The organism is Pseudomonas sp. FEMGT703P (assembly GCF_002786345.1).
GTDB lineage: Bacteria > Pseudomonadota > Gammaproteobacteria > Pseudomonadales > Pseudomonadaceae > Aquipseudomonas > Aquipseudomonas peli.
This window is the reverse complement of sequence record NZ_PGCM01000005.1, coordinates 1,130,323-1,152,417: the sequence shown is the minus strand read 5'-3', so window position 1 is coordinate 1,152,417 and position 22,095 is coordinate 1,130,323. Positions and strand designations below refer to the sequence as shown.

Sequence of the window (22,095 nt, the reverse complement as noted above, 5' to 3'; positions counted from 1 at the left end):
CTCACTGTCCCCTGCGCAGGGTCAGGATCGCCTCGATGACGGCATAGGAAGCCTGGCCGGTGCCATAAGGCTGCCGATCTTCGACACCTTTGCTGTAGGCGACGTCGAATGCATTGAAGAAATCCTCTCTCATCGGGGCTGCCAGCCGATTCCAGCCCATATCGAGCAATTCCATCCACTCGGTTTCATCGCGCAAGGTGAGGCATGGAACCCGATGAAAGTAGGCTTCCTTCTGCACCCCACCGGAGTCCGTGACGATCAGGGCTGCGTGCTTCTCGAGCATCACCATGTCGATATAGCCCAACGGCTCGACGATACGCACATTGGCCGGCAGGTTGATGGCCATGTCGGCGATACGCCGGCGCGTTCTGGGGTGCAGCGGCAGCACCACCGCCACCGGTGCCCTGCCCAGGCCCTCGAAGATCCGTTGCAGTCGCACGGGATCATCGGTGTTCTCCTGGCGGTGAATGGTCGCTAACCAGTAGGTCGAAGGTACCAGCTGCAGCTGCTGGAGAATCGAGCTGGAGTGCTCGGCCGTCGCCCCGAAGTGCAGCGCGGCGTCATACATGACATCACCTACATTCATCACGTGGGCCCCACAGATGCCTTCGGCGGCCAGGTTACGAATGCCCTGTTCGTTGGGTGTCAGCAGCAGGCTGCTGACATGGTCAGTCAAGCGCCGGTTGATCTCTTCGGGCATGCGCATGTTGAATGAACGAAGCCCCGCTTCCACATGCACCACGGGTACGTGAAGCTTGGCTGCCGCAAGCGCCCCGGCCAGCGTCGAATCGGTGTCTCCGTAAACCAGCACCGCATCAGGCCGCTGCTCCAGCAGCACCGCCTCGATCGCCTCGATCATGCGCCCGGTGTTCTGACCGTGAGTTCCGCCACCGACACCCAGATGATATGCAGGCCGGGGTATTTCCAACTCTTTGAAAAACACGTCAGACATGTTGGCGTCGAAGTGCTGACCGGTGTGAATCATGACCTCGGTGCAATCCTGACGCCCGGACAATGCCCTCGAGACCGCGGCAGCCTTGATGAACTGTGGGCGCGCACCCACAACAGTGATAATCTTCATTGTTTTGTCTCGAATCTGTAAGTCAAAGCAGCCGCTCAAGCGTCGACAACAGCAACGCACCATCGTGGGCATAGCTGAGTTCATGGGCAGCAACGTGCGCGGCCTGCTTGAAGGCCATTATGTCTTCAGCGCTAAGCGCGTTCAGTACTTGCGCCAGAGCTTGCGGCTCGAACGACTGCGCCACCACCCCCAGCCTGTGCTTACGCAACAGGTTGGCCATTTCCGGCGAAGGGCCGATGGCGATGCCCAGACCCGCCTGGACGAACTCGAAGAACTTGTTCGGTAGTGCGTGCTCATGGTTGAAGTTGACGGGCGGCAAAAGGTAGACACCCACATCGAACTCGTTCAGGCGTTCACAGATATCCTGCATAGCCACCGGCTCAATGAAGCGAATTCTGGAATCCGACTGGGCCGCCGCCCGCAATTCCGTCATATAGACGGCATCTGTTTCCACCAGCATGAAATCCAGGGTAAAACGCGCATCCAAGTGCTTAATCATCTCGATCATTACGCCCAGATGGCGAGAGCGTATGGCCGAACCATGGTGAATCAGACGTATGCAATCGGCATCGACCGCAGAGGGCGACAGCTTCTGATCAAGCGGCGCATTGTGAATAACCTTGCACGGCACCCCATACTCACGCTCGTACTCGTCCGCGATGCCCTGACACACGGTAGTCATCGCCGCAGCCCTAGACAGGTAGCGCTGGCATAAGTAGTCGTGATAGCGGCCAAACAAGACTTTCCACAGCAGCTTGTCGTCAAACTCCCTGGGCGAATACTCGTGTGCGTCCATTAGCACCGGGTGCCCCTGCGCAAGATCCAGGGCCAGCGGCAGTGCCGAGATGTCGTTGGCGACGATCAGGTCAAAGCAGCGCTCACCCAACAAACGCCGGGCGTGCCGTACCTGCGGCAAACTCCAGTAGTAACTTTCAAAAGCGCCCAAAAGCAGCTTGCTAGCCCAGAGCCCCTTTAGCAACAACCCGGCCGACGGTTTGTCGAGTGCAATGAATTCAATATTCGCATCGGGGGCGCGACCGTATCCGGCCACAGTTACCCGATGAGCATGCTCCAGCAAACGCACCTGGCGCATGACGCGTGGGTCGCTGTGAATGACCGAAAACGAAATTATCAAAATGGACTTCAAAATTTATACGCTCAACGTCAAGCAATGAAATGGCTGTACCAGCGGCAAAAATTAATCCAGCGCCACACCTGCCACGAGAACGGCTTCTTGCCGGCCATGATCAGCTCGAACTCCCGTAGGGCCTCAGCCTGATCGAAGAACGGTAGACGTAGGTCATGGCGCAACCAGTCGCGTACGACGTCGAGCATCGAGCCGAGCCAGACCTGCTCAGGTGTGGCAAAACCGATCTTGTCGCGCCTATCGAGTACGTCATCGGGAACAATACCGCGCATGGCCGCACGGAAGACTGACTTCGTCTCTCCCTGAGGAGAAATCAAATAGGACTCTGGAAGAGAAAGCAGCAGATTAACCATACCCAGAGTTAGAAACGGTACCCGGCTTTCCACGGAAAACCGCATCGAGTTGCGGTCACCGTGGCGCAGCAGCGCAGGCAGACCGCGCCGAGTGAGCGAAAGCCCCAACTCCGCCATCACTCTGCGTCCCGTAGCCGTCACCTCGGCACGCTGATGCGGAAATTGCTGTAAAACGCCCGCCTCAACTAGCGGGTCACGCCTAATCCAGGCGGGGAGTGAGCCCATACCATTCAAAGAGCGTAGTGCCTGATACAACGATCCTTGAGTCATCTCCGCTACACAGCGTTTGGCACCCGCCATCCGGCTACGACCAGGCCATTTGGCCCACTGCTCCAGAAAACTCCAGGCTTCTGACAACTGGCCCTTCTCCACCAAGCTATGCAGGCGCTGACCTGGATAGCCGTTGTAGCCAGCTAGCATCTCATCTGCGCCCTGGCCATCCAGAGTCACAGTCACGCCTTGCTCTTTGGCTAACTGGAAGACACGGTACTGCGCGTAGATGCTGGTACTGCCGAAAGGCTCGCCTTGTGCAAGGATCATCGCGTCAAGATCACGCGCAAGCTCCTCGGCACTGACCACCACTTTATGCGGCACCGCTCCAACGTGTTCATTGACCCGATCGACCCAGGCTTCCTCACTGACCTCACTGCCACGCGCGATGTAGCTGAAGGTATTGATCGGCAAGTCAGGCTCGACATGACGCATAGCGCAGACGACCGCAGAGGAGTCAATGCCGCCGGAAAGAGCCGCACCGATGGCTACGTCACTACGCAGATGCAAACGAATACTGGAGAGGAACTCCTCGCGGACTTTCTCGGCAGCATCGGCAAAGCTAAGGTCATGGCGCTCGTCGATTGTCGGGCGCCACCAACACGCCGGCTCACCAAGGCTACCTGCACTAAGGTCCACACGCATGATGTGACCTGGCGGCAAATGCGAAACACCATCGAAAAAGGTCTCTGCACAACTGTCGTAATCGCCATGTACAAGATAGTCGTACGAGCGTTGCCAGTTCAGCTGTACCTTTTCTTGCTTCAACGCCTTGATCGCCGAGAGCTCCGACGCAAAAAGAAATCGCCCCTGTTCCTGCGCATAGAAGAACGGCTTGATACCGAACGGGTCGCGCACGCAAGTGAGCGTACCGGCATTACGGTCAAGAACCACGAAGGCGAACATACCCACCAGCCTATCTAGGCACGCAGCACCCCAGGTACGCCAGGCCGCAAGTAGCACCTCGGTATCAGAGTCCGATTTGAAAGTCAGGCCCGCAGCTTGCAACTCGGTGCGAAGCTCTCGGTAGTTATAGATCTCACCGTTGAAAACGATCGACAGTGACTGGTCTTCCGTGGTCATGGGCTGATGGCCGCCAGACGACAGATCAATGATCGAGAGGCGCGTATGACCCAGCGCAACATTCGCCCCAGCACAGTTATAAAGCTCTCGCCCGTGATCGTTAGGGCCGCGATAACGCAGTGTATGCAGCGCCTCATCCACTTTACTTACGGGCACCGAGGCGCCGTTAAACCAGGCACCACCTAAAATTCCACACATGCAAACTTATCTCGTAAAAGCGTCAGCCAGACGCTTGAAATCGGAATACACCGTCTCGGCGCAATAGCGTTGCGCAGCCACTGCGGAAGCTCGCTTCATCGACATGATTGTTGCTTCGTCCAACGCATTGATTGCGCGGGCCAGCGATGCCGAAGAAAAGTCTTCGGACACAACACCAACGCTAGTCGAGCGCACCAAACGAGCCATTTCATGATTGGGTGAAACAACGACCGCCAGCCGTGCCTGCATAAACTCGAAAAGTTTATTCGGTAGTGCATATTTGTAGCTGATCGCCTCAGGCTCCAGCAGGAATACGCCAATGTCATAGTCACGATTGAGGACTTCAGAAATCAACGGCATCGGCACAGGCTCTCGAAAGCGAATGCGCTGACCCTCATAGGTTTCTTTCAACCAACTACAATAAGCGCTGTCTGACTCGACCAGCATAAAATCGAACTCGAAACGCTCATCGAGCAGCAATGCAGCCTCCGCCATAAGCTCCAACTTGCGGCTAGGGCAGCCAGCGCCATGGTGAATCAGACGAATCTTTTCCCCAACCTCCTTAGGAACTGCCTCTAGATAGGAAGGACAATTCATCAAAACGCCAGGCAAAGTCACAAGGAATTCTTGGCGATAGAGCTCAGCGATCGAGTCACATACCGTCAGCACATGGTTGGCTCGAGGCAGGAACCGACGGCACAGGTACTGCGGATAGCCTTTCCAGAACAGGTTCCATTTCCAGCCGGGAAGCTGCTCGCCCGGCGCAAATTCGTGCATGTCCGCAACCACAGGCACACTAGTTCCTGCTGAAAAAAACGCGACAGGCAGAGAGGGGGCGTCATTGGCAATCACAAGATCAAACGCCTCCAAGCTTTTCAACAATTTTAGAGCTGCACGCTTATCATCATCTAACCAATAAACCGGTGAGTAGACACGCAACAGGAGAAATACAGCCTTGAGAAATTTCTTAAAATAACAGGTCGGAGTAGGCCTCGGAATCTGAATGTGCTCATTACCGTAGCCCGGCGCCTCACCGTAGCCTGCAGTCACCACATAGTAACTGTCTGCCAGTGCCAGAGCGTGCCGACGCACCCTAGGATCGCTAACTAAGGTTGAGAAACTCAGCAACAAAACTCGCTGCATAGCCACCTGCCATAAAATTAAGTATCTTTTGGAATGATCCGAATCAGCATATAACTTTGCTGGCTTAAGCTGCCCGCAATTTAGAAAGCAACGACTTTCGCCCGAACGACCAGATCGCCCATCAACATTCCATTTCCGCCCAATGCAAGCATTCCGCAGCGACAGCCCCCCGCATTACAGGAACACATCTTATAAATATGTCAGCAAAAATCTCACTAGACACCACCAACACGCTTCCAAATGCGGAGCAACATCCTCCTCGCCAAACAAAGATCATGTAAGGAAACAAGATCCAGAGCAACGAAAAATAAAGCCAACGCTAAAACAACTGCACAGTTAACAACCCAACCAACCCAACCTATCAACTCTAAGAATGTCACACCAAACACAACAAGGAATGACAAAAACGACGCAACAATCAACCGACACCAACGATGGGGGACATAGTAAAGTCTTTGACTAACACACACATAAAATACAAAAACAATAAAATTGCAAGCCAAAGTCGAGAAAGCAGCCCCCTCTATACCAAGCACCGGAATTAACAAATAATTAAGCACCACCCCCACAGCAACACCAAGCAAGTTTATCCAAATGATCCAATGCGTCTTTTTAGCAATCCCGATACCCGGCGCAAATATATACATTTGCGCCAGCAACATAGCAGGCGCAAGAAAGGCAACCACCGTTTCTGCCTTATAGTATTCAGGCGTAGTCAACAGCACCAAGATATCTCTCGCGAATAGGGAAACGCTGACGCATACGAGCAAGGCTATGGCGACAAAATATCGAAAGATGGCTGCCAAATTGTCAGGAGTCTTGGCCTCTCGGTAATGGGCATAAATGAGCGGGGTCAAGGCTCCCTGAAATCCAACCACCAACAGCCCCACTATACCCGCCAATCTGGCCCCGACACCAAAAAGACCAACGTCTTCAATAGTCATTAAATTACTGATCATGATCCTATCAATATAAATACCTGCAACAACCAAGAGACTGGCCGGAACCAACGGCAATGAAAAGGCAAGCATTTCACGCAACAACGCCCAGTCAAACTGGAAGCGTAAGCTATGACGCAGATTGATCACACCATAAGCAACCCCTAAAGCTGCACCTATCGATAGCCCGGTCAACAACCCCAACAACCCCCAGCGAAGATAGTACGCGAAGAATACTGCCCCCGCCGCAGACATCAAACTAAAGATGAAGCTTGCTACAGCGTAATCTCGCGCCCTCAACTCCCAACGAAACTGATTTTGCAAAAAACTGAAAAAAGCATTTAGGACGATATATATAACACCAACATAAAACTCACACACAAGCCCAGCTTGCCCCATAAAAAATCTTGAAAGGGGCTCAGCAAACTTAAACAACACAATGGAAAACAGAAAGTAACAGCAGAGCGTAAACCAAAACGCGCTCGATACATACCGGACCCTAGTTGCACCGCACTCTGAAGTTGAGTAGAACCTAGCTACACCTTGGGAAATCTCCATAGCAACCACAAGCAAAGCGACGTTCGAGAAGATCATTAGCAAGTCGAACGAGCCATAATCACTGGCGGTCAACACCCGCGTATAGAGCGGCACCAAGAAAATTGATATACCTCGGGTAACAAGCGCCGGGATCGCGTAAATTACGCTGTCCTTGAGAAACGCTCGAATCATAGGCCTCTTACTTCTATGTCAGCGAGCTTGAGAAATGCAGCCTCCAAATCAGGCCGATGCGAAAGTTGCAAAGAGGCGACCCCATAGAAATTAACCATCTGACGGATATTCTCCTTTGTGCGCAATAGAGACTGACCGGAGCCCTCAAGCAACAATATACTATCAGGATGCAACCACCAGCTTACTGGCACGTCTTGATCCATGAGTCGGTTATAGCGGTGAGCAACCTCTGCGCAATTCCACATCTCTCTAACAAAACGCTGCGCTTCACGACCTAAACGTAGACGCTCCGCACGGTCTACGATTAATTCCTCAATCGCAACTTGAATATCATCAGGTGCACATATTTTTGAGACAGGACACATTCCCGAGGGGGCTAATTTTCTGATGGTGTCCAGAGAGTAACCGCCCACAATAGCGGGCTTTCCAAACCAAGCCGCCTCAGTGGCGAAACCAGCGAGAGGCCCATCTGAATAGAGTTGATCCACTACGAAATCACACTTCTGGATTTCGTCCAAAACCTCGGAGTGCGCACGCCCATGGACAAGCACAAACTCAATCTTGTGTCCCTTGGCTATCAGATTGGAAATCGCTTGTTTAATTTGAGGAGTGCCTTTAGCAGCAGGATGGCTAGGGCAGTGCAAAATACGAACATGATCTGACGGTTCAAATGACCTCTTTTCCGCCGCCAAAGAACCAATTGCTCTTTCGGAAGCAGTAAATGGGATACCCAAAGCAAGAGTATTGATGAATTTATTATTTGAGAAATGAGCACTCGATGCTGCCGCACCTACTACATATGTTGAGTATCTTTCAAATTTTCTATAAAGGGCAGCCTTCTCTTTCTGCAAGCGCACGAGCTGCTCCACGCTCAAGGATACGCTACCGTCGTGCCTGAGATATGCACCATCAGTGAAAACAGATCGTGCCTCTGATCCGTGAGCGAGATTTGAAATTACGACTTTACCCAAACGGCGAAGCAACCACAGATCACGATTGCCAGTAGTCAAACTTTGGCCAAAGCCAAAAATAAATACATCATATTTAGCAATTGCGAGAGCTACCCACAGCCCTTTTACAAGCATTCCCAGCAAGACAAGAGCAGCCCTAACCAAATATAAACTTTTGGCTCCGACACGAAATCCGTCCAGGTATGCTGACCAACGGAGCAATCGCGGCATAGGCTTTTCGCCACCATAATTGAACGGGTGATGCGCATACGTTATGTAGTCACACGACACCCCAAGCTCTGAAAACCCTTTTGCCAAATTCGCATAATAACCGGCTATTTCACATGGCCCCAGAAAAACTCTTTTTTTTCTCATAAACCTTTAACTCTGGAACATGCGACTCAACAACGGCGAAGAAATTTCGCGGGATTTCCAGCCCACACCTCACCAACAGGAACATTCTTAGTCAGCACGGCACCAAGACCAATGAACGACTTATCACCAATCGACAGACCATCGCGAACCGTTACACTTGGAGCAATCCACACATCCTCACCTAAAACTGCACTCCCCCCAATCATTGCATTAGCTGCAATCATCGTTCGCGCCCCTACTTCAACATTATGAGCAATGTGGACAAGATTATCGATTTTTGCAAAAAACCTAATAATTGTACTACCCAATGTCCCCCTATCAATGCAAGTATTGGACCCTATCTCCACATCATCTTCAATAATTACGCTACCAACATGAGGAAACCTAAACGGCTCACCACATTTTTGCTTCACGAAACCAAAACCGTCACCGCCAACAATTACGCCATCAGCAATGCTTACTCTTTTACCAATAACTGTCCCGTTTTTAATACGACAATGACTTCCAATCCTGGCACCGTCTCCTATGGCACACTCGTCGACTACAGTATAAGCACCTATAGAAACACCTTTACCGACAACCGCACGCTCATCAACAATAGCGGTAGGATGAACTCCTGAAACTAATGAGTCTTGAGTCAGTTCACTTAGCAACCTCGCGTATAAGAATCTCGGTTCCTCACAACGAATTAAAAGTTGATCTTCGCGCGGCTGGTAGGCCTCAAACGCACTTACGACAACGCAATTGGAGCGAGTTTCCTGCAGTAGTTCATGCTGGTCTTTACGCGCTGGATTGATCCACACCAACGACTCGGGGCCTGCATCTTGAATTGTCGACACGCTTGAGATCCAACCCTCACCGCATCCTTGCAATGAAGCGCCAGCAAGCAAGTTCAGACTTCGTACATTGACTCGTGCAAAGTTCAATTATGCTACCCCACACACTCAATAATCATCTAACCCCGAAACGCTCTACCCACTGAGCCCACCCGGGCAGAATTTGCAGCGGCATTGAGGTCGACTCCTGATATTTACCGAAACCAGAACCAATACGTTGCATTTGCCCCCAGGATGAAAGTCGCTGCATTAAACTTGCGACAACCGTACAATACCCTTCGTAACTTTCGCCTAAGGCATTTAGCCGCCCACCAACCCGCAGGTCCCGAGCACTCAAGAGCAAACCATAGTGCTCTCTTGAGCACTCAAGGACCTCATGCAAACCACGACCAAAAATATACTCAAACAACTCCGGGACTGTGAATAATGGGCGCGCCGAAAACGCAAGGCGCACTTGATCTACCGATACTTCGTACACTGTCGATAAGTAGTCCTCACACAGCCTTTTTGCTTGCTGCTCGTGAATATTCATGAGATGAAAAAAAAGAGCATCAAAACGCTGTTTATTCCACATAAAATCAATAAGTTCAAACTCCTCGGGAGCAATTTTTTCAATAAAGCAGATGGCAGATGATGCTCCAATGTGATTAATTCGCGCATGCGCGCGCATACCCTCATCATAAGAACACATGAGTGCGCGCGCCCGGCCAAATATACTTCTGAATATCCGTTCCCGTGGAGCCATCGATTTCTTCTGCCACCAACCAGGATGAGTGAGCACCTGCAGGCAACGGTCTGAAGCGTCGCTTAATACATCGTGCAATCGCCGAAATCTCCAATACCCGTTCGAGTCAGAGCAGTAGGGAACCTCACGCTTGAACCGAGACGAATAGCAGTTAACAAGCCCACCATAAATGTCAGCTTCACAATTTAGATGTGCCGAAACAGGGTTATGAAAACTAAATGCCGTAGGCTCCACCCCAAAATTATTACGAATCAAGTCAGCTTCTTGACCAACTAGACTATCTAAATCTTCTTCACTACTAACATCATGGAACGTCCCGTCAAAGTGCACACCAAGATGATGCCCAAGCGCTAGAATACTCTTAATGATCTGAAACTGGCCAAGCTCAAGCGGATTGTAGAACTCGGAATGAAAGTTTATAAAGTAAGTGGCCTTAACCCCACAATCATGCTCTATTCTCGCCAATGCCAAAGCTCTATTGAGGGAGAAGTCAAGGTCATGGCGCCACAGCAAAAAATTTTTATCCCAAGGAACCGAATCATAGGTTGAGAATATATAATTCTTTTTTGCAATTTCTAGCAGAGCGCTGTAATGCGCTTCGGTAAAATCCTCATCCGCAGGTGAATCGTTCAATGCCTTGTTATCGGCCGATATCATAAACCCTCCAGCCAAAGCCTAATCAAGCCAAGAACACTATACTGACAGCAAAAAACTCTGCTTGAATTCAGCCAGTAAGAATTAGTTAAGTCGCGCTATACCAAAGCCATCTCGACCAAAGGCATCCCCATTGAAAAGCATATATCGATCATCACGAAAGTCGAAAACGCACGGGTAACAGATCATCTCCTTACAAGCTTCAAGATCTACATCAATTCCTGCTAAACGGTCGTTTCTTTTCCAGTTCCACCCATCCAAAGATGATGCATAGCCAATCCGGTACTTTCCAACCTTTTGATTTACATATGAAAACCACATGTCATATGAATCTTCTTTATTTTTAATAACAGACGAGCGAGCGATATTAGTTTCGCCTGGCGAAAAATCGATGGCAACTCTGCCCTCACGCAACCAATCTATGCCGTTTGAAGATAACGCATGCTTAATGTGGTAATGAGACTGCAATCCATAAGACTCACGAGTCCACCTGACACCTGAAACATAGGTCATCCTGTAAGATTCACCATCGCGATATACATGTGGCGAGGTCACTAGACATGGGTCGTATTCGCTACGCCCCATAATTGGAGCAACCGAAAAACGTTTAAAATTCAGACCATCATCACTTAAAGCCAGACCAATCGCCGCGTAAAATAACGGCGGTGTCGCACCTTTGTTCCAACCTATAAAATAAAGATGATAACGTCCATCAATAGCTATGATCGACGCTGGAAATACACCATGCTCGTCGAATTGACCAATGTCACCCGGCGCCAAGCAAAGCGTAGGTGCTTTGCTGAGCACTCGTACTTCAGCGCCTTCTAGCGCAAGATCCACGGAGTAGATGCTGGAATACTGACGCTCGTCACGGACTGCAAAAAAAACCCTGATGAAGTCATCAAAGCATAACACTGTAGGTAGCTGAGCATGTGACACCGCCGACGCTGGCAAATCTGAAGGTAGGTGATAGAAAAAGATCTTCTCCCACATTATTTTTTCACCACAATGGTCCATTCCCACAGCTCGTAATCGTGCAGTAGAGCCACTTTGCGCGAGAAGTGCTTCTTGCAGTAATCAAACCACTCAACGGAATTACCGTAGAACAAGTGCGGTTCTTCCCAGTCGACATAGGACGTCAGCAAGTTGAAGGCGAAGCCTTTCGTACTGTGCTTGTCGAGCGCGTGGAGGCTTTCCTTGATGTACGCTTCCCACGCTTCATAGGAAGCATCGAAGCGAACATTGTAGGTCCCTGAAACGAATGAGTAGTCCGCCACGCTGGTCACTTCCTTGGCGAGACGCAGGTCGATCTTGTCGGCGGAATAGCCTGAAAGACGCTTGGCTGCGGCATCGAGCATTTCCTGACTGATGTCATAGCCGTGGTAGCAGGACACTTCGCAGCCCAAGTCCTTTTCCAGAAAATCCAGAATGGACCCGTAGCCACAGCCCAGGTCATTGATGGAGAACGGCTCTCCTGCCGCATTGAGTACCGCCGCCAATTTGGAGAAGCGCAGTTTCTGGCACGCTTCCGTGTTCCAACCTACCGAACGCGAATCATCACCCATCTTGCGTAGGTTATCGGAATACATCGCTTCAATTTTTTTAAGTTGCGAATCAACGGCCATCAGAAACCAATTTCCTCAGAGTTCATTTTGTGGGCGCGTGTTCTTTCTTCTATGTAGACCTCTTTGGGCTTCGTGTTCTTCATCAACAAGGCGCCGGCGCCGATCAATGTTTCGTCGGCAATTGTGAGGCTGTCTCTGAGCGTCGCATTCACCCCAATGAACACGTGATCGCCGATCACGCAGGAGCCGGAAATCACAACATGGGAACTGATGAAGTTATGGTGCCCGATCTTGCTGTGGTGACCGATGTGGTTCCCACTCCAAAGCATGGTGTTGCTGCCGATGGAGACGTAGGGCTGCAGGGTATTGTCTTCAAATATGAAGACATTGTCGCCCAAGGTATTGGAACTCCAGACCTTGACGCTGGGGTGCACGAACGTTGCACAGTGGTAGCCCGCCGCGAGCACCTCTTCATACACCCGTCGACGCATATGGTTCATTTTCGCGTAGCCAATGGCCACGAATAACTCGACCTCAGCCGCAGGGTAAAGGATGGGCAGATCCTCAACGGCGACCAGCGGCATCCCGTAAATCGCTTCGGCGTCCTTGTACTGACGGTGGCAGGCGTAGGCAACAACCTGATAGTCGGAGAACTCATTGAAGTAATCGCCGGCCAACTCTGCAAAAAGCCCGGTGCCTACAATCACCAATTTTTTCGATTTCATCACGCCTCCAGCTCGGAAAATGGAAGAAGGAAAAAGCCTTGATAGCCCTCTAGAAGCTCCTCTCGGGAGCGCATTTTCAACGACGCTTCAAAGAGCCGGGTGTAGTAATAATATGGGTAATCAGATGTGCCCCACTTCTTCTTGAAGTCGTACACCCCTCCCTGGGAAAGCCAGGTGCCGCCCCAGTTCCAGTTTGCAAAGCCATTAGAAATGGCATCCTGCATCGCCGTGTACACGATCAAGGCAAGCGCCTGCGTGCTGCGTGCCGACTCGACGATCACCGGCGTAAAGTACTCGACGGTACGGTTGTGGTAGAACAACAGCAATGCCGCGACGGGCTGGCCGTCTTTTTCTGCAACGAAGATCTTCCAGTTCTGTGCATCGACAAACGCCGGAATGGCATCGAAGAACGAACGCTGCTTGCTCAGCCCGCCAATCGCCGTGATGTTCTCGACGTGGGTAGTGAACAGGAAGTCCACATCCGCCTGGCTGCGGCCTTCGCGGATGGTGACACCTTCCTTGATTGCCTTGCGAATGTTGCGCGGCCGCGGGTCACTGAAACGGCTCATCAGTTCATCGATGTTCGCCAGTGCCGGAAGATGGGTGATCTGCCCGATGCGCTCATCGCGGCAATCGTATTTGCTGTGACGCTCATAGACGGCACACGGCTCCAGCGGGTTCGAGATCAACGTGGCGGAAACCGCGCCCTCGCGCTCGGCTAACCGATAATAGAACTCAACCAGCGCACCTGCGACGTCATCGTTGCGCTCGTTCTGAATCACGCCGCCATTGCTGCCGTAGTAAGCAAGCGAGTTGTAGACCTTGCCGAGGTGCCCTTCCTTTACCAAGTACGGAAGGACCGCTACTACACGATCCCCTTCGAGGCAAAACAGGCAACGCGCCTGGGCCTCCAGGTGGTTGGCGACCAACCTCATGAAGCCGGACGTTGCATATATAAGCGACGTGGGGATGCCGACGACGAAAGCATCCAGTGCCTCTGCCATCGCTGCGCCTGAACGATCCTCAATAAACACCGGATTGCTCCAACCAGGAATTAACGTTAAGCAACGACCAGATCAAGAGTCGGCGGTTGCTGGTACCGGTCAGGTGCTCGTCCACCAGTCCTCTGATGGCTTTTTTGTCCATGACTTGATACAGCGGCGATCGCTCGCTATCGATGGTCGCCCGGAGAAAATCGATACTCTCGCCTTTAAACCAGCTGGCGTCCGGGGCAGAGAATCCCTGCTTTTCAGCCTTGGTGACATCACCGGGAATGTAACTCGACATCACATCTCGCAGGATCTGCTTGCCGTCGCGGGTCTTTTCGAAATACTTGGCGGTCTTGCTACCGGCCTCGTTTTCGTTAAGCCTAATGACATTCGACAGGTTGTTCAGTTTCAGATGTACCGGGCAGCGCATGGCAAAATCAACCAGGTCATTGTCGAGGAACGGCACACGGCTTTCGAGACCATGGGCCATGCTCAGCTTGTCTTCAACCACCAGCAAGCCGTGCAGAAAGGTCTTCGCTTCGAAGTACAAAGAGTGATTGATGTAATCCTCTGGCGTGTACAGGTTATCCGCATGATGCTTGAACACATCGCGGAATATGTCGCGCGTCCACACATGCTTCACATCCTCCCAGATGGGTGCGAAAACCTGCTTAATCTGACTGTTCGGGATCAAGCGCTGCCAGAACTGGTAATACTTGTCGATGTAGTGTTCGAAGTCATCGTTGACAACCGCACGGTAGTACCTCCACGGATAGCCGCCAAATAACTCATCGCCGCCGGCACCCGACATCACGACCTTGACGAACTTGGAAGCTAGTTGCGCAGCGTAGTAGTTAGGGTAGCTCTGTCCCACCCGTGGCTCTTCCAAGTGCCAGGCCAGCTTGGGCAACACCCGCTCCATGTCGCCCGCCTTCAAAACCATTTGGTAATGCTCGGTCTTGAAGTGGTAGGACATGTACTCGGCCTTACTACGCTCGTCGTAGCCCATCTCGATGCCGGAGGCAGAGTTCAAGTCAAAACCGCAGGTAAAGGTCTTCATATAGGGCAGCGACTGTGCCGCGATCGCAGTTATCGAGCCTGAATCCATGCCTCCACTGAGATAGCTGCCCAACTCCACGTCCGTCACCAGTTGGCGGTTGACTGCCTGACGGAACAGCCGGTCCAGCTCTTCCCGGTATTCCTCGTCGCTAGCCTTGTGTTCTGGCTCCCGAAAGTCATAGTCCCAGTACTGCGTCAGCTGCAAGGCTGGCAACTTGCGCTTCATGTCGAGTACAGCGTAGTGCCCGGCTGGGAACATTTTGATGTCGTTCAGCAGCGTCTTATCGGTGAAGATGTTCTGGAAAGTGAAGTACTCCAGCAGCGCTTCCTTATCGAGGCTGCGACTAAAGTCCGGCATCGCCAGAATGGCTTTCTGTTCGGAGCCAAAGGCCAGTGCGTTGCCTTGCTGGGAATAATAGAGCGGCTTAATACCATAACGATCACGAGCCAAAAGCAGGGTCTGCTCTTGGCGGTCCCACAATGCGAGGCCGAACATACCGTTGAAACGCTCCAGCCCCTTTGGGCCCCACGCGATCAATGCATTCAGTACGACTTCACTGTCGGTACGGGAGCGAAACTGATAGCCCAAGGCCTCGAGCTCGACGCGAAGCTCGCGGTAGTTGTAGACCTCACCGTTGTAGACCATCACATAACGTTGGGACGTGGATGCCATCGGCTGATGACCAGCAGGCGATAGGTCAATGATTGCCAGGCGGCGATGGCCAAAACCTACGTTACCCTCGATCCAGTGCCCTTCTCCATCAGGGCCTCGATGGGCGATGGCGTCCGTCATACGCTGCAGAACTACAGGCGATACCGGTTTGTTGTCGAGATAGATGAGGCCGGCAATACCACACATGCGCGTTGTTGCTCCTAAAAAACGGGGAAGGTGATGACCCTGAACTACCCTGCTCAGGTTCATCACCTTTACTAGCGCCCCAGGCATACACCCAGGGAATATAAGCGTTAGCCCAACTGGCGGATCGCTGCGACTACATAAGCATAATCTTCACCAGTCATTCGGTTGTGTAGCGGAATTGCCATGGTGTGATCATTGCAATCACGCGCACCTGGGAAGTCTTCCGGATTGAACCCAAAGCGATCACGGTAGTAAGCCAGCATGTGGACAGCATGAGTACCAGGACGGGTTGAAATACCCTTGGCCTGTAAGATCTCCATCATGTCGTTACGGGGCATTGGTGCCTTGGCAGGGTCAATATACGTGACAAAGGCTTGCCAGCCGTGTCGCCCACCTGGCGGGGCAGTAGGCAGACGCAACCAGTTGATGCCGGCCAGTTGATCACAATAGTACTCGGCCCAACGTGCACGCTCATCAATAAAGCCATCAAGCTTGCCTAACTGGACCAGACCAACAGCACCCTGCAGGTCAGTCATTCGGTAGTTGAAGCCCAACAGGTTGAATTCAGGCAACAGATAAGGGCGCGGGCCGTGATGCCGCTGTTCTTCAGACAACGTAGCACCGTGGTTACGCAGTTGATTCATGCGTTCAGCGAGTTCGGCATCAGCCGTAGTGACCATGCCGCCCTCACCTGTCGTTACCGATTTGCGAGGGTGGAAGGAGAACGCCGCAACATCACCCAAACTACCGGATGGCTTGCCCTTCCAACTTGCACCAGCTGCACAAGCAGCGTCTTCGACGATAGCGACATCAGCTGGCAGGCCAGCACGCAGGGCGTCCATGTCCACACAGCGCCCAAACAAGTGCACGGCAATCACTGCACGAGTCCTGTCGGTCACCTTGGCAGTAATCTGCGCGACATCCAGGTTGTAAGTCTGTGGATCGACGTCGATAAAGACCGGCGTTGCACCGCAGTACAAGACAACGTTTGCCGTGGCAACCCAGGTGAAGGCCGGCACGATGACTTCGTCACCCGGTCCGATCCCCAGACCAGCAAGCGCCAAATGCAGGCCGGTGGTACAGGAGGTTACGGCTAGGGCATGCGGTACCTGGTGACGCTCGGCAAAGGCTTTTTCAAAGGCAGCAACCTTCGGCCCCTGGGTCAGCCAACCGCTCATCAAAGGCTCTCGAGTAGCCTGCCACTCTTCTTCGCCAGTGCAGGGCAACGAGATGGCGATATTGCGTTTTTCCATCACACTCACTCCGCCCCGTGCTCAGCACGCCAGTCGATCAGTTTTTGCAGGCCTTCCCGTAGCTCGTAGGTGTAGGTGAAGCCAAGGTCTTCGGTCGCTTTCTTCGGACAGCCAATGCGGTTCTGCACCATACGACGCGCATCGTCAGCACTGTAAGGACGGTACTCAACTTTCAGGTCAGATGCTTTCAGGTCCAGAATGCTATCGCACAGTTGCTTGATGCTGGTTTGCACGCCAGTACCTACGTTATAGAACTGATCAGTAGCCTCCGACTCCAGAGCTGCAACGTTGCAGCGGGCTACGTCCTCTACATAGATGAAGTCATATGCCTGGGTACCGTCACCATTGATAACCGGTCCCTCGTTGGCGTCGATCTTGTTCAGCATGATCGGAATAACGCCTGTATAGGCTGCGGTTTGGTCCTGATGCGGGCCGTAGACGTTCATGTAGCGCAGACCGACATAGCTGAGACCGAAGCGATCATGGTAGGCGTGGCACATGGCTTCGCCGGCTATTTTGGTGGCACCGTAGAAGTTGCGGTTGTTGAACGGGTGATCTTCGGTCATTGGCACCTGCACAGCATCGCCGTAGACCGATGCCGAAGACGAATAAACCAGGCGCTTGATGTTGTTGTTCACGCAAGCCTCGAGCACGTTAAAAGTGCCTTCGATGTTTACGTGGAACGCAGTACGCGGGAAATCTTTGCAGTGCAGTAGCCACATGGCGGCCAAGTGGATCACACCGTCCATGCCTTTCATAGCATCGTTGAGCAAGTCGATCTCGCGAATATCGCCACCGTTCGGGTACATGGTGCAGCGAGGATCCTTGAGCTGTTCAGCAATGTTGCTTAGCTTGCCGCGGGCAAGGTTGTCATAAATGACGACCTGCCCGGCCCCCTCCTTGAGCAGCTCGGAAACCACGAAGCTGCCTATGAACCCGGCACCACCGATGACGAGAATCTTGGAACCTTGAACTTTCATGCCGGTTACTCCATTAGATACGGATGGCGGCCGCCAGGGCGGCGCAGATCGCTTGTTGTTCGGTTTCGCCGAGGTAGGGATGCATCGGCAGGCTCATGACCTTGCGGGCAATTGTGTCGCCTATTGGCAAGCACGCATGCTCGTCCTTGACGGCCGGCTGCTGGTTGAGCGGAATTGGATAGTGTACGGCCGTAGGAATTCCGGCTTCCTTGAGCTTTGCCTGCACACTGTCGCGAGCTTCCACTTGGACGGTGTACTGGGCCCAGGCACAAGTGTTGCCTGTCGCCACAATGGGTGCGGCTATGCCTTGTTGCTCAAGTAGCTGCGCATAACCAGCGGCTACCTGCTGACGCAGCGCCAACTCGGCCTCAAAGATTTCCAGCTTGGGCAACAGAATCGCGGCCTGCAGAGTGTCCAGACGACTGTTCACGCCTACACGGACATGATGATAACGACGATCCTGGCCATGCCGAGCTATCTGCCGTATTACCTTGGCTAGATCATCATCGTTGGTGAAGATCGCGCCGCCATCGCCATAACAACCCAACGGCTTGCTGGGGAAGAAACTAGTGCAGGCGATGGTCGTCAGGTTGCACGAACGCTTGCCCTTGTAGGTGGCACCGAAGCTCTGCGCGGCGTCCTCAATGACCGGGATGCCGTGTCGCTCAGCAATGGCGTTGATCGCATCGAAATCAGCGCACTGGCCATACAGCGAGACTGGGATGATCGCCTTTGTACGCGGCGTGATAGACGCCTCGAGTAATTGCGGATCAAGGTTGTAGGTACGCGGGTCGACATCCACGTACACCGGTTTGGCACCTAGCAGAGCAACGGTCTCGGCGGTGGCGATGTAGGTGAAGCCAGGGGTAATGACTTCATCTCCCGGACCGATACCAAGCGCCATTAGGGCAATCTGAAGGGCATCAGTGCCATTGGCAACGCTAATGCAGTATTTCGCGCCGACAAAGGCCGCGAGTTTTTCTTCCAACTCACTTACTTCCGGGCCGAGGATGTATTGACCGTGCCCCAGCACGCGCTGGATACCAGCGTCGATTTTTTCCTTTATCAGCGCCTGCTGCGCCTTGAGGTCGATGAACTCGATCACGCCACGTTCTCCTTGCTCAATACATTGCCACGCAGCACGTAACACGCACCGGTATGGATACAAGGCGTACTACCCTCTCCCTTCAGGGGTAGTTCCAGCTGTTCGCCAAACTCGCTCATCCAGCCAATCTGCCGGGCCGGCACACCGACCATCAACGCGTAGGCAGGCACGTCCTTGTTGATTACCGCGCCGGCACCGACAAAGGCGAACTCGCCGATGGACGCACCACAGACGATGGTGCAATTGGCACCGAGCGTGGCGCCTTTCTTCACAAGGGTGTCACGGTACTCACTCTTGCGCTCGATCAGTGAGCGCGGGTTGTAGACGTTGGTGAAGACCATGCTTGGACCGCAGAACACGCCTTCTTCCAGGGTGACACCGTCATAGACCGATACGTTATTCTGGATCTTGCAGTTGTCACCGATGACGACCTTGTTGCCGACGAAGACGTTCTGCCCCAGGGACACGCCCTGACCAATACGTGCACCGCCACAGACATGCACGAAATGCCAGACGCGCGAGCCTTCGCCAATTTGTGCGCCCTCATCGACGATGGCGCTAGGGTGCTGGTAATGGCTCATGGCTCACCCCAGCAATCGAGCAAGGAACGGGTGCCCTTCGCCATCTTGGGCACGACTCAGCGCCAGGGTGCGGATGGTTTCGACGGTTTCCACGCAGTGCCGTGCATCTTCGATGCCGTAGCCCTTGCCATCGAGGATGGCCTGGTAGCTGACGGTATGCAGGTCAGTAAAGCCCTCGGAGAACTCGATTTCGGCACCATCACAGGTGATCGAACGATAGGTCGGTTTTTTACCTTTGACCGAGTCAGGCAAGTCGTCGGCGTCGATGGAGAGGAACCAGCGCACCCGCGCGCTCTCGTACTCTAGGTAGCCCGCTGCTTTGGATTCGTTGACGTAATGCACGACATTGCGCTGCAGTTTGCCGAAGATGAAGTGCAGCATGTCGTAAAAATGCACACCGATATTGGTGGCTACGCCGAAGGATTTTCGCGGGTCGCCCTTCCAACTTTCCATGTACCACTTGCCGCGGCTGGTGATGTAAGTCAGCTCGACGTCGTGCTTGTGATCCTGCTTGCCAGCTTCGACCAGCTGTTTCAGATCTATGATCGCCTGGTGGTGGCGCAACTGCAGGATGTTGTACAGACGACGACCAGTCTCCTTCTCAGTGAGAAGAAGGTCGTCGAGCATCGCGGCGCTTGGCACCAGCGGCTTTTCGCAGACCACATCACAACCCAGACGCAGACCTGCGTTGATATGCGCGTGGTGCAAGTAGTTGGGCGAGCAGATCGACACAATATTTAGGGCGGTAGCCGGATCGCGCTTCAGGCGCCAGGCATGATCGTAGAAACGTTCGAACTCGGTGAAGAACTCGCTCTGCGGCGAAAGGCTATCGATAACACCTACCGAATCATTGATATCGTAGGCACAAGCGAGCTCGTTGCCGGTATCCTTGATGGCACGCATGTGGCGCGGTGCGATATAACCGGCAGCGCCGATAAGGGCGAATCGTTTCATGTTGTCACTCGTTAACAGTTGGGCTAGGGGCAGTGCGCTGGACGACTTCCGTCCAGCGCACTGCCCCCTTACAAAAACACTTAGGCCTTGATGACGTTCGCCTGCGGCGCTCGATACTTGCCTCGACTATCGACAATAAGGCGTGCATGCGCCTGAATCAGGGGATAGTCGAATTTTTCGTGATCGGTTGCCAGTACCACGGCGTCGAACGAGGCTATATTTTCAGCGGAAATGAGTTCACTTGAGAGTTCAAAATGATGCTCACGCATCTTGGGGAACACTGGCACGTGCGGATCGCTGTAGGCGACAATGCCACCTTTGGCCTCAATCAGCTCCATGATTTCCACCGAAGGCGATTCGCGCATGTCATCGACGTTCTTTTTATAAGCGATACCAAGCACCAGAACGCGACTGCCCTTGAGAGCCCGACTGCGATCATTGAGACCGTCCATGAGCTTGCCCACCACGTATTCGGGCATAGCCTGATTGACCTCGCCAGATAGCTCGATGAAGCGGGTGTGCAAGCCATACTCCCGAGCCTTCCAGGTCAGGTAGAAGGGATCGATCGGGATGCAGTGACCACCCAGGCCGGGGCCAGGATAGTAGGCGGTGAAGCCGAATGGTTTGGTCGCCGCGGCATCCACTACCTCGAAGATGTCGATACCCATTCGGTCAGCGACAACTTTCATTTCGTTGACCAGGCCGATGTTCACAGCTCGGTGAATATTCTCCAACAGCTTGGTCATCTCAGCGGCCTTGGTCGAGCTAACTGGCACAACCTGATCTATTGCCTGCTCATAGAGCGCGATACCAACTTGCAGACAATTAGCAGTGTGCCCACCGATAACCTTAGGAATAGTACGAGTCTCGAAGTCTGGATTACCCGGGTCTTCGCGCTCTGGTGAATAGACTAGGTAGATATTTTCGCCCACCACCAAACCATTTTCTTGCACACGTGGCAGCAACTCCTCCTCGGTAGTACCCGGATAAGTAGTGCTCTCAAGCGATACGATCTGGCCTGCACGAAGGTACGGTTTGATTGCGTTCGTAGTATCGATCACGAAGCTCATGTCTGGCTCGCGATACTTATTTAGTGGTGTCGGCACACAAAGGATGAGCGCATCACACTCGCTAGCACGACGAAAATCGCTAGTCGCCTCGAAGCCAGAGTTGCGTGCCCTGGCAACATGTTCACAGGCTATATGCTCGATATAACTACGGCCCGCATTGAGTTTCTCGACTTTGCCAGTATCAATGTCGATCCCTAGAACGCGAAAGCCAATCGCGTTAAAACGAAGCATCAACGGCAGACCAACATAACCGAGACCAACGATCCCAATAACTGCTTCCCTACTTTTGAATTTATCGATACACGCCTGCAGCGAATCAGCTTTCACAATCACACTCCATTTTCAATACTTAAAAAACCGCTTTCCAAACAACGGCGATACTGTCGCTGCAATGCTTACAAAAAACATTAGCTAACTCATGCTTGACCGCAGAATCACCTGTGAATGAAACAA

At 52.7% G+C, this 22,095-nt stretch carries 19 protein-coding genes; all 19 read right to left on the bottom strand.

Features of this window, described 5'->3' with window-relative positions:
• Position 1: 1 nt before the first annotated feature.
• Positions 2 to 1,081: a non-hydrolyzing UDP-N-acetylglucosamine 2-epimerase gene (gene wecB, locus CUR33_RS09180; protein WP_108487396.1), complete on the bottom strand. Its 1,080-nt coding sequence runs from the start codon at positions 1,079 to 1,081 to the stop codon at positions 2 to 4.
• Positions 1,082 to 1,103: 22 nt separating this feature from the next.
• Positions 1,104 to 2,174: a glycosyltransferase gene (locus CUR33_RS09175; protein ID WP_289239383.1), complete on the bottom strand. Its 1,071-nt coding sequence runs from the start codon at positions 2,172 to 2,174 to the stop codon at positions 1,104 to 1,106.
• A gap of 71 nt (positions 2,175 to 2,245) precedes the next feature.
• Entirely contained in the window at positions 2,246 to 4,132 is a 1,887-nt protein-coding gene (gene asnB, locus CUR33_RS09170; protein WP_289239382.1) for an asparagine synthase (glutamine-hydrolyzing), read from the bottom strand.
• Between the two features lie 6 nt (positions 4,133 to 4,138).
• On the bottom strand, positions 4,139 to 5,275 hold the full coding sequence (locus tag CUR33_RS09165; protein WP_289239381.1) for a glycosyltransferase: 1,137 nt from the start codon (positions 5,273 to 5,275) through the stop codon (positions 4,139 to 4,141).
• 215 nt (positions 5,276 to 5,490) lie between these two features.
• Positions 5,491 to 6,942, bottom strand: a complete 1,452-nt coding sequence (locus CUR33_RS09160; protein WP_289239380.1) for an oligosaccharide flippase family protein — start codon at positions 6,940 to 6,942, stop codon at positions 5,491 to 5,493.
• The gene (locus CUR33_RS09155; RefSeq protein WP_289239379.1) at positions 6,939 to 8,267 is read right to left on the bottom strand and encodes a glycosyltransferase; all 1,329 of its coding nucleotides are present in this window, start codon (positions 8,265 to 8,267) and stop codon (positions 6,939 to 6,941) included. Before CUR33_RS09155 ends, CUR33_RS09160 begins: the two co-directional genes overlap by 4 nt.
• A gap of 26 nt (positions 8,268 to 8,293) precedes the next feature.
• Positions 8,294 to 9,193 (bottom strand): UDP-3-O-(3-hydroxymyristoyl)glucosamine N-acyltransferase, encoded by a 900-nt coding sequence (locus CUR33_RS09150; RefSeq protein WP_289239378.1) that lies wholly within the window; start codon positions 9,191 to 9,193, stop codon positions 8,294 to 8,296.
• Positions 9,194 to 9,218: 25 nt separating this feature from the next.
• Complete coding sequence (locus CUR33_RS09145) at positions 9,219 to 10,505, bottom strand: hypothetical protein (protein ID WP_289239377.1); 1,287 nt, start codon at positions 10,503 to 10,505, stop codon at positions 9,219 to 9,221.
• 81 nt (positions 10,506 to 10,586) lie between these two features.
• Positions 10,587 to 11,495: a hypothetical protein gene (locus CUR33_RS09140; protein WP_289239376.1), complete on the bottom strand. Its 909-nt coding sequence runs from the start codon at positions 11,493 to 11,495 to the stop codon at positions 10,587 to 10,589.
• Positions 11,495 to 12,127: a class I SAM-dependent methyltransferase gene (locus CUR33_RS09135; RefSeq protein WP_289239375.1), complete on the bottom strand. Its 633-nt coding sequence runs from the start codon at positions 12,125 to 12,127 to the stop codon at positions 11,495 to 11,497. Before CUR33_RS09135 ends, CUR33_RS09140 begins: the two co-directional genes overlap by 1 nt.
• Positions 12,127 to 12,792, bottom strand: a complete 666-nt coding sequence (locus tag CUR33_RS09130; protein ID WP_289239374.1) for an acetyltransferase — start codon at positions 12,790 to 12,792, stop codon at positions 12,127 to 12,129. The genes CUR33_RS09135 and CUR33_RS09130 overlap by 1 nt, the downstream gene beginning before the upstream one ends.
• Complete coding sequence (locus CUR33_RS09125) at positions 12,792 to 13,826, bottom strand: GNAT family N-acetyltransferase (protein WP_289239373.1); 1,035 nt, start codon at positions 13,824 to 13,826, stop codon at positions 12,792 to 12,794. Before CUR33_RS09125 ends, CUR33_RS09130 begins: the two co-directional genes overlap by 1 nt.
• On the bottom strand, positions 13,816 to 15,699 hold the full coding sequence (asnB, locus tag CUR33_RS09120) for an asparagine synthase (glutamine-hydrolyzing) (protein WP_289239372.1): 1,884 nt from the start codon (positions 15,697 to 15,699) through the stop codon (positions 13,816 to 13,818). The genes CUR33_RS09125 and asnB (CUR33_RS09120) overlap by 11 nt, the downstream gene beginning before the upstream one ends.
• Positions 15,700 to 15,806: 107 nt before the next feature.
• Positions 15,807 to 16,952: a DegT/DnrJ/EryC1/StrS family aminotransferase gene (locus tag CUR33_RS09115; RefSeq protein WP_289239371.1), complete on the bottom strand. Its 1,146-nt coding sequence runs from the start codon at positions 16,950 to 16,952 to the stop codon at positions 15,807 to 15,809.
• Positions 16,953 to 16,957: 5 nt separating this feature from the next.
• A complete protein-coding gene (locus CUR33_RS09110; protein ID WP_282875418.1) occupies positions 16,958 to 17,932 on the bottom strand; it encodes an SDR family NAD(P)-dependent oxidoreductase in 975 nt (324 codons plus the stop codon).
• A gap of 13 nt (positions 17,933 to 17,945) precedes the next feature.
• Positions 17,946 to 19,037, bottom strand: a complete 1,092-nt coding sequence (locus CUR33_RS09105; RefSeq protein ID WP_289239370.1) for a DegT/DnrJ/EryC1/StrS family aminotransferase — start codon at positions 19,035 to 19,037, stop codon at positions 17,946 to 17,948.
• Complete coding sequence (wbpD, locus tag CUR33_RS09100) at positions 19,034 to 19,618, bottom strand: UDP-2-acetamido-3-amino-2,3-dideoxy-D-glucuronate N-acetyltransferase (protein ID WP_289239369.1); 585 nt, start codon at positions 19,616 to 19,618, stop codon at positions 19,034 to 19,036. The genes CUR33_RS09105 and wbpD overlap by 4 nt, the downstream gene beginning before the upstream one ends.
• 3 nt (positions 19,619 to 19,621) lie before the next feature.
• On the bottom strand, positions 19,622 to 20,572 hold the full coding sequence (locus tag CUR33_RS09095) for a Gfo/Idh/MocA family protein (RefSeq protein WP_289239368.1): 951 nt from the start codon (positions 20,570 to 20,572) through the stop codon (positions 19,622 to 19,624).
• 80 nt (positions 20,573 to 20,652) lie between these two features.
• Positions 20,653 to 21,954, bottom strand: a complete 1,302-nt coding sequence (gene wbpA / locus CUR33_RS09090; protein WP_289239525.1) for a UDP-N-acetyl-D-glucosamine 6-dehydrogenase — start codon at positions 21,952 to 21,954, stop codon at positions 20,653 to 20,655.
• Between the last annotated feature and the right edge of the window lie 141 nt (positions 21,955 to 22,095).

Bases quoted from the DNA above. Each gene is read 5' to 3' on its own strand.
- wecB (WP_108487396.1), bottom strand. From the start codon at position 1,081: ATGAAGATTATCACTGTTGTGGGTGCGCGCCCACAGTTCATCAAGGCT.
- CUR33_RS09175 (WP_289239383.1), bottom strand. From the start codon at position 2,174: ATGCGCCAGGTGCGTTTGCTGGAGCATGCTCATCGGGTAACTGTGGCC.
- asnB (WP_289239382.1), bottom strand. From the start codon at position 4,132: ATGTGTGGAATTTTAGGTGGTGCCTGGTTTAACGGCGCCTCGGTGCCC.
- CUR33_RS09165 (WP_289239381.1), bottom strand. From the start codon at position 5,275: ATGCAGCGAGTTTTGTTGCTGAGTTTCTCAACCTTAGTTAGCGATCCT.
- CUR33_RS09160 (WP_289239380.1), bottom strand. From the start codon at position 6,942: ATGATTCGAGCGTTTCTCAAGGACAGCGTAATTTACGCGATCCCGGCG.
- CUR33_RS09155 (WP_289239379.1), bottom strand. From the start codon at position 8,267: ATGAGAAAAAAAAGAGTTTTTCTGGGGCCATGTGAAATAGCCGGTTAT.
- CUR33_RS09145 (WP_289239377.1), bottom strand. From the start codon at position 10,505: ATGATATCGGCCGATAACAAGGCATTGAACGATTCACCTGCGGATGAG.
- CUR33_RS09140 (WP_289239376.1), bottom strand. From the start codon at position 11,495: ATGTGGGAGAAGATCTTTTTCTATCACCTACCTTCAGATTTGCCAGCG.
- CUR33_RS09135 (WP_289239375.1), bottom strand. From the start codon at position 12,127: ATGGCCGTTGATTCGCAACTTAAAAAAATTGAAGCGATGTATTCCGAT.
- CUR33_RS09130 (WP_289239374.1), bottom strand. From the start codon at position 12,792: ATGAAATCGAAAAAATTGGTGATTGTAGGCACCGGGCTTTTTGCAGAG.
- asnB (WP_289239372.1), bottom strand. From the start codon at position 15,699: ATGTGTGGTATTGCCGGCCTCATCTATCTCGACAACAAACCGGTATCG.
- CUR33_RS09115 (WP_289239371.1), bottom strand. From the start codon at position 16,952: ATGGAAAAACGCAATATCGCCATCTCGTTGCCCTGCACTGGCGAAGAA.
- CUR33_RS09110 (WP_282875418.1), bottom strand. From the start codon at position 17,932: ATGAAAGTTCAAGGTTCCAAGATTCTCGTCATCGGTGGTGCCGGGTTC.
- wbpD (WP_289239369.1), bottom strand. From the start codon at position 19,618: ATGAGCCATTACCAGCACCCTAGCGCCATCGTCGATGAGGGCGCACAA.
- CUR33_RS09095 (WP_289239368.1), bottom strand. From the start codon at position 20,572: ATGAAACGATTCGCCCTTATCGGCGCTGCCGGTTATATCGCACCGCGC.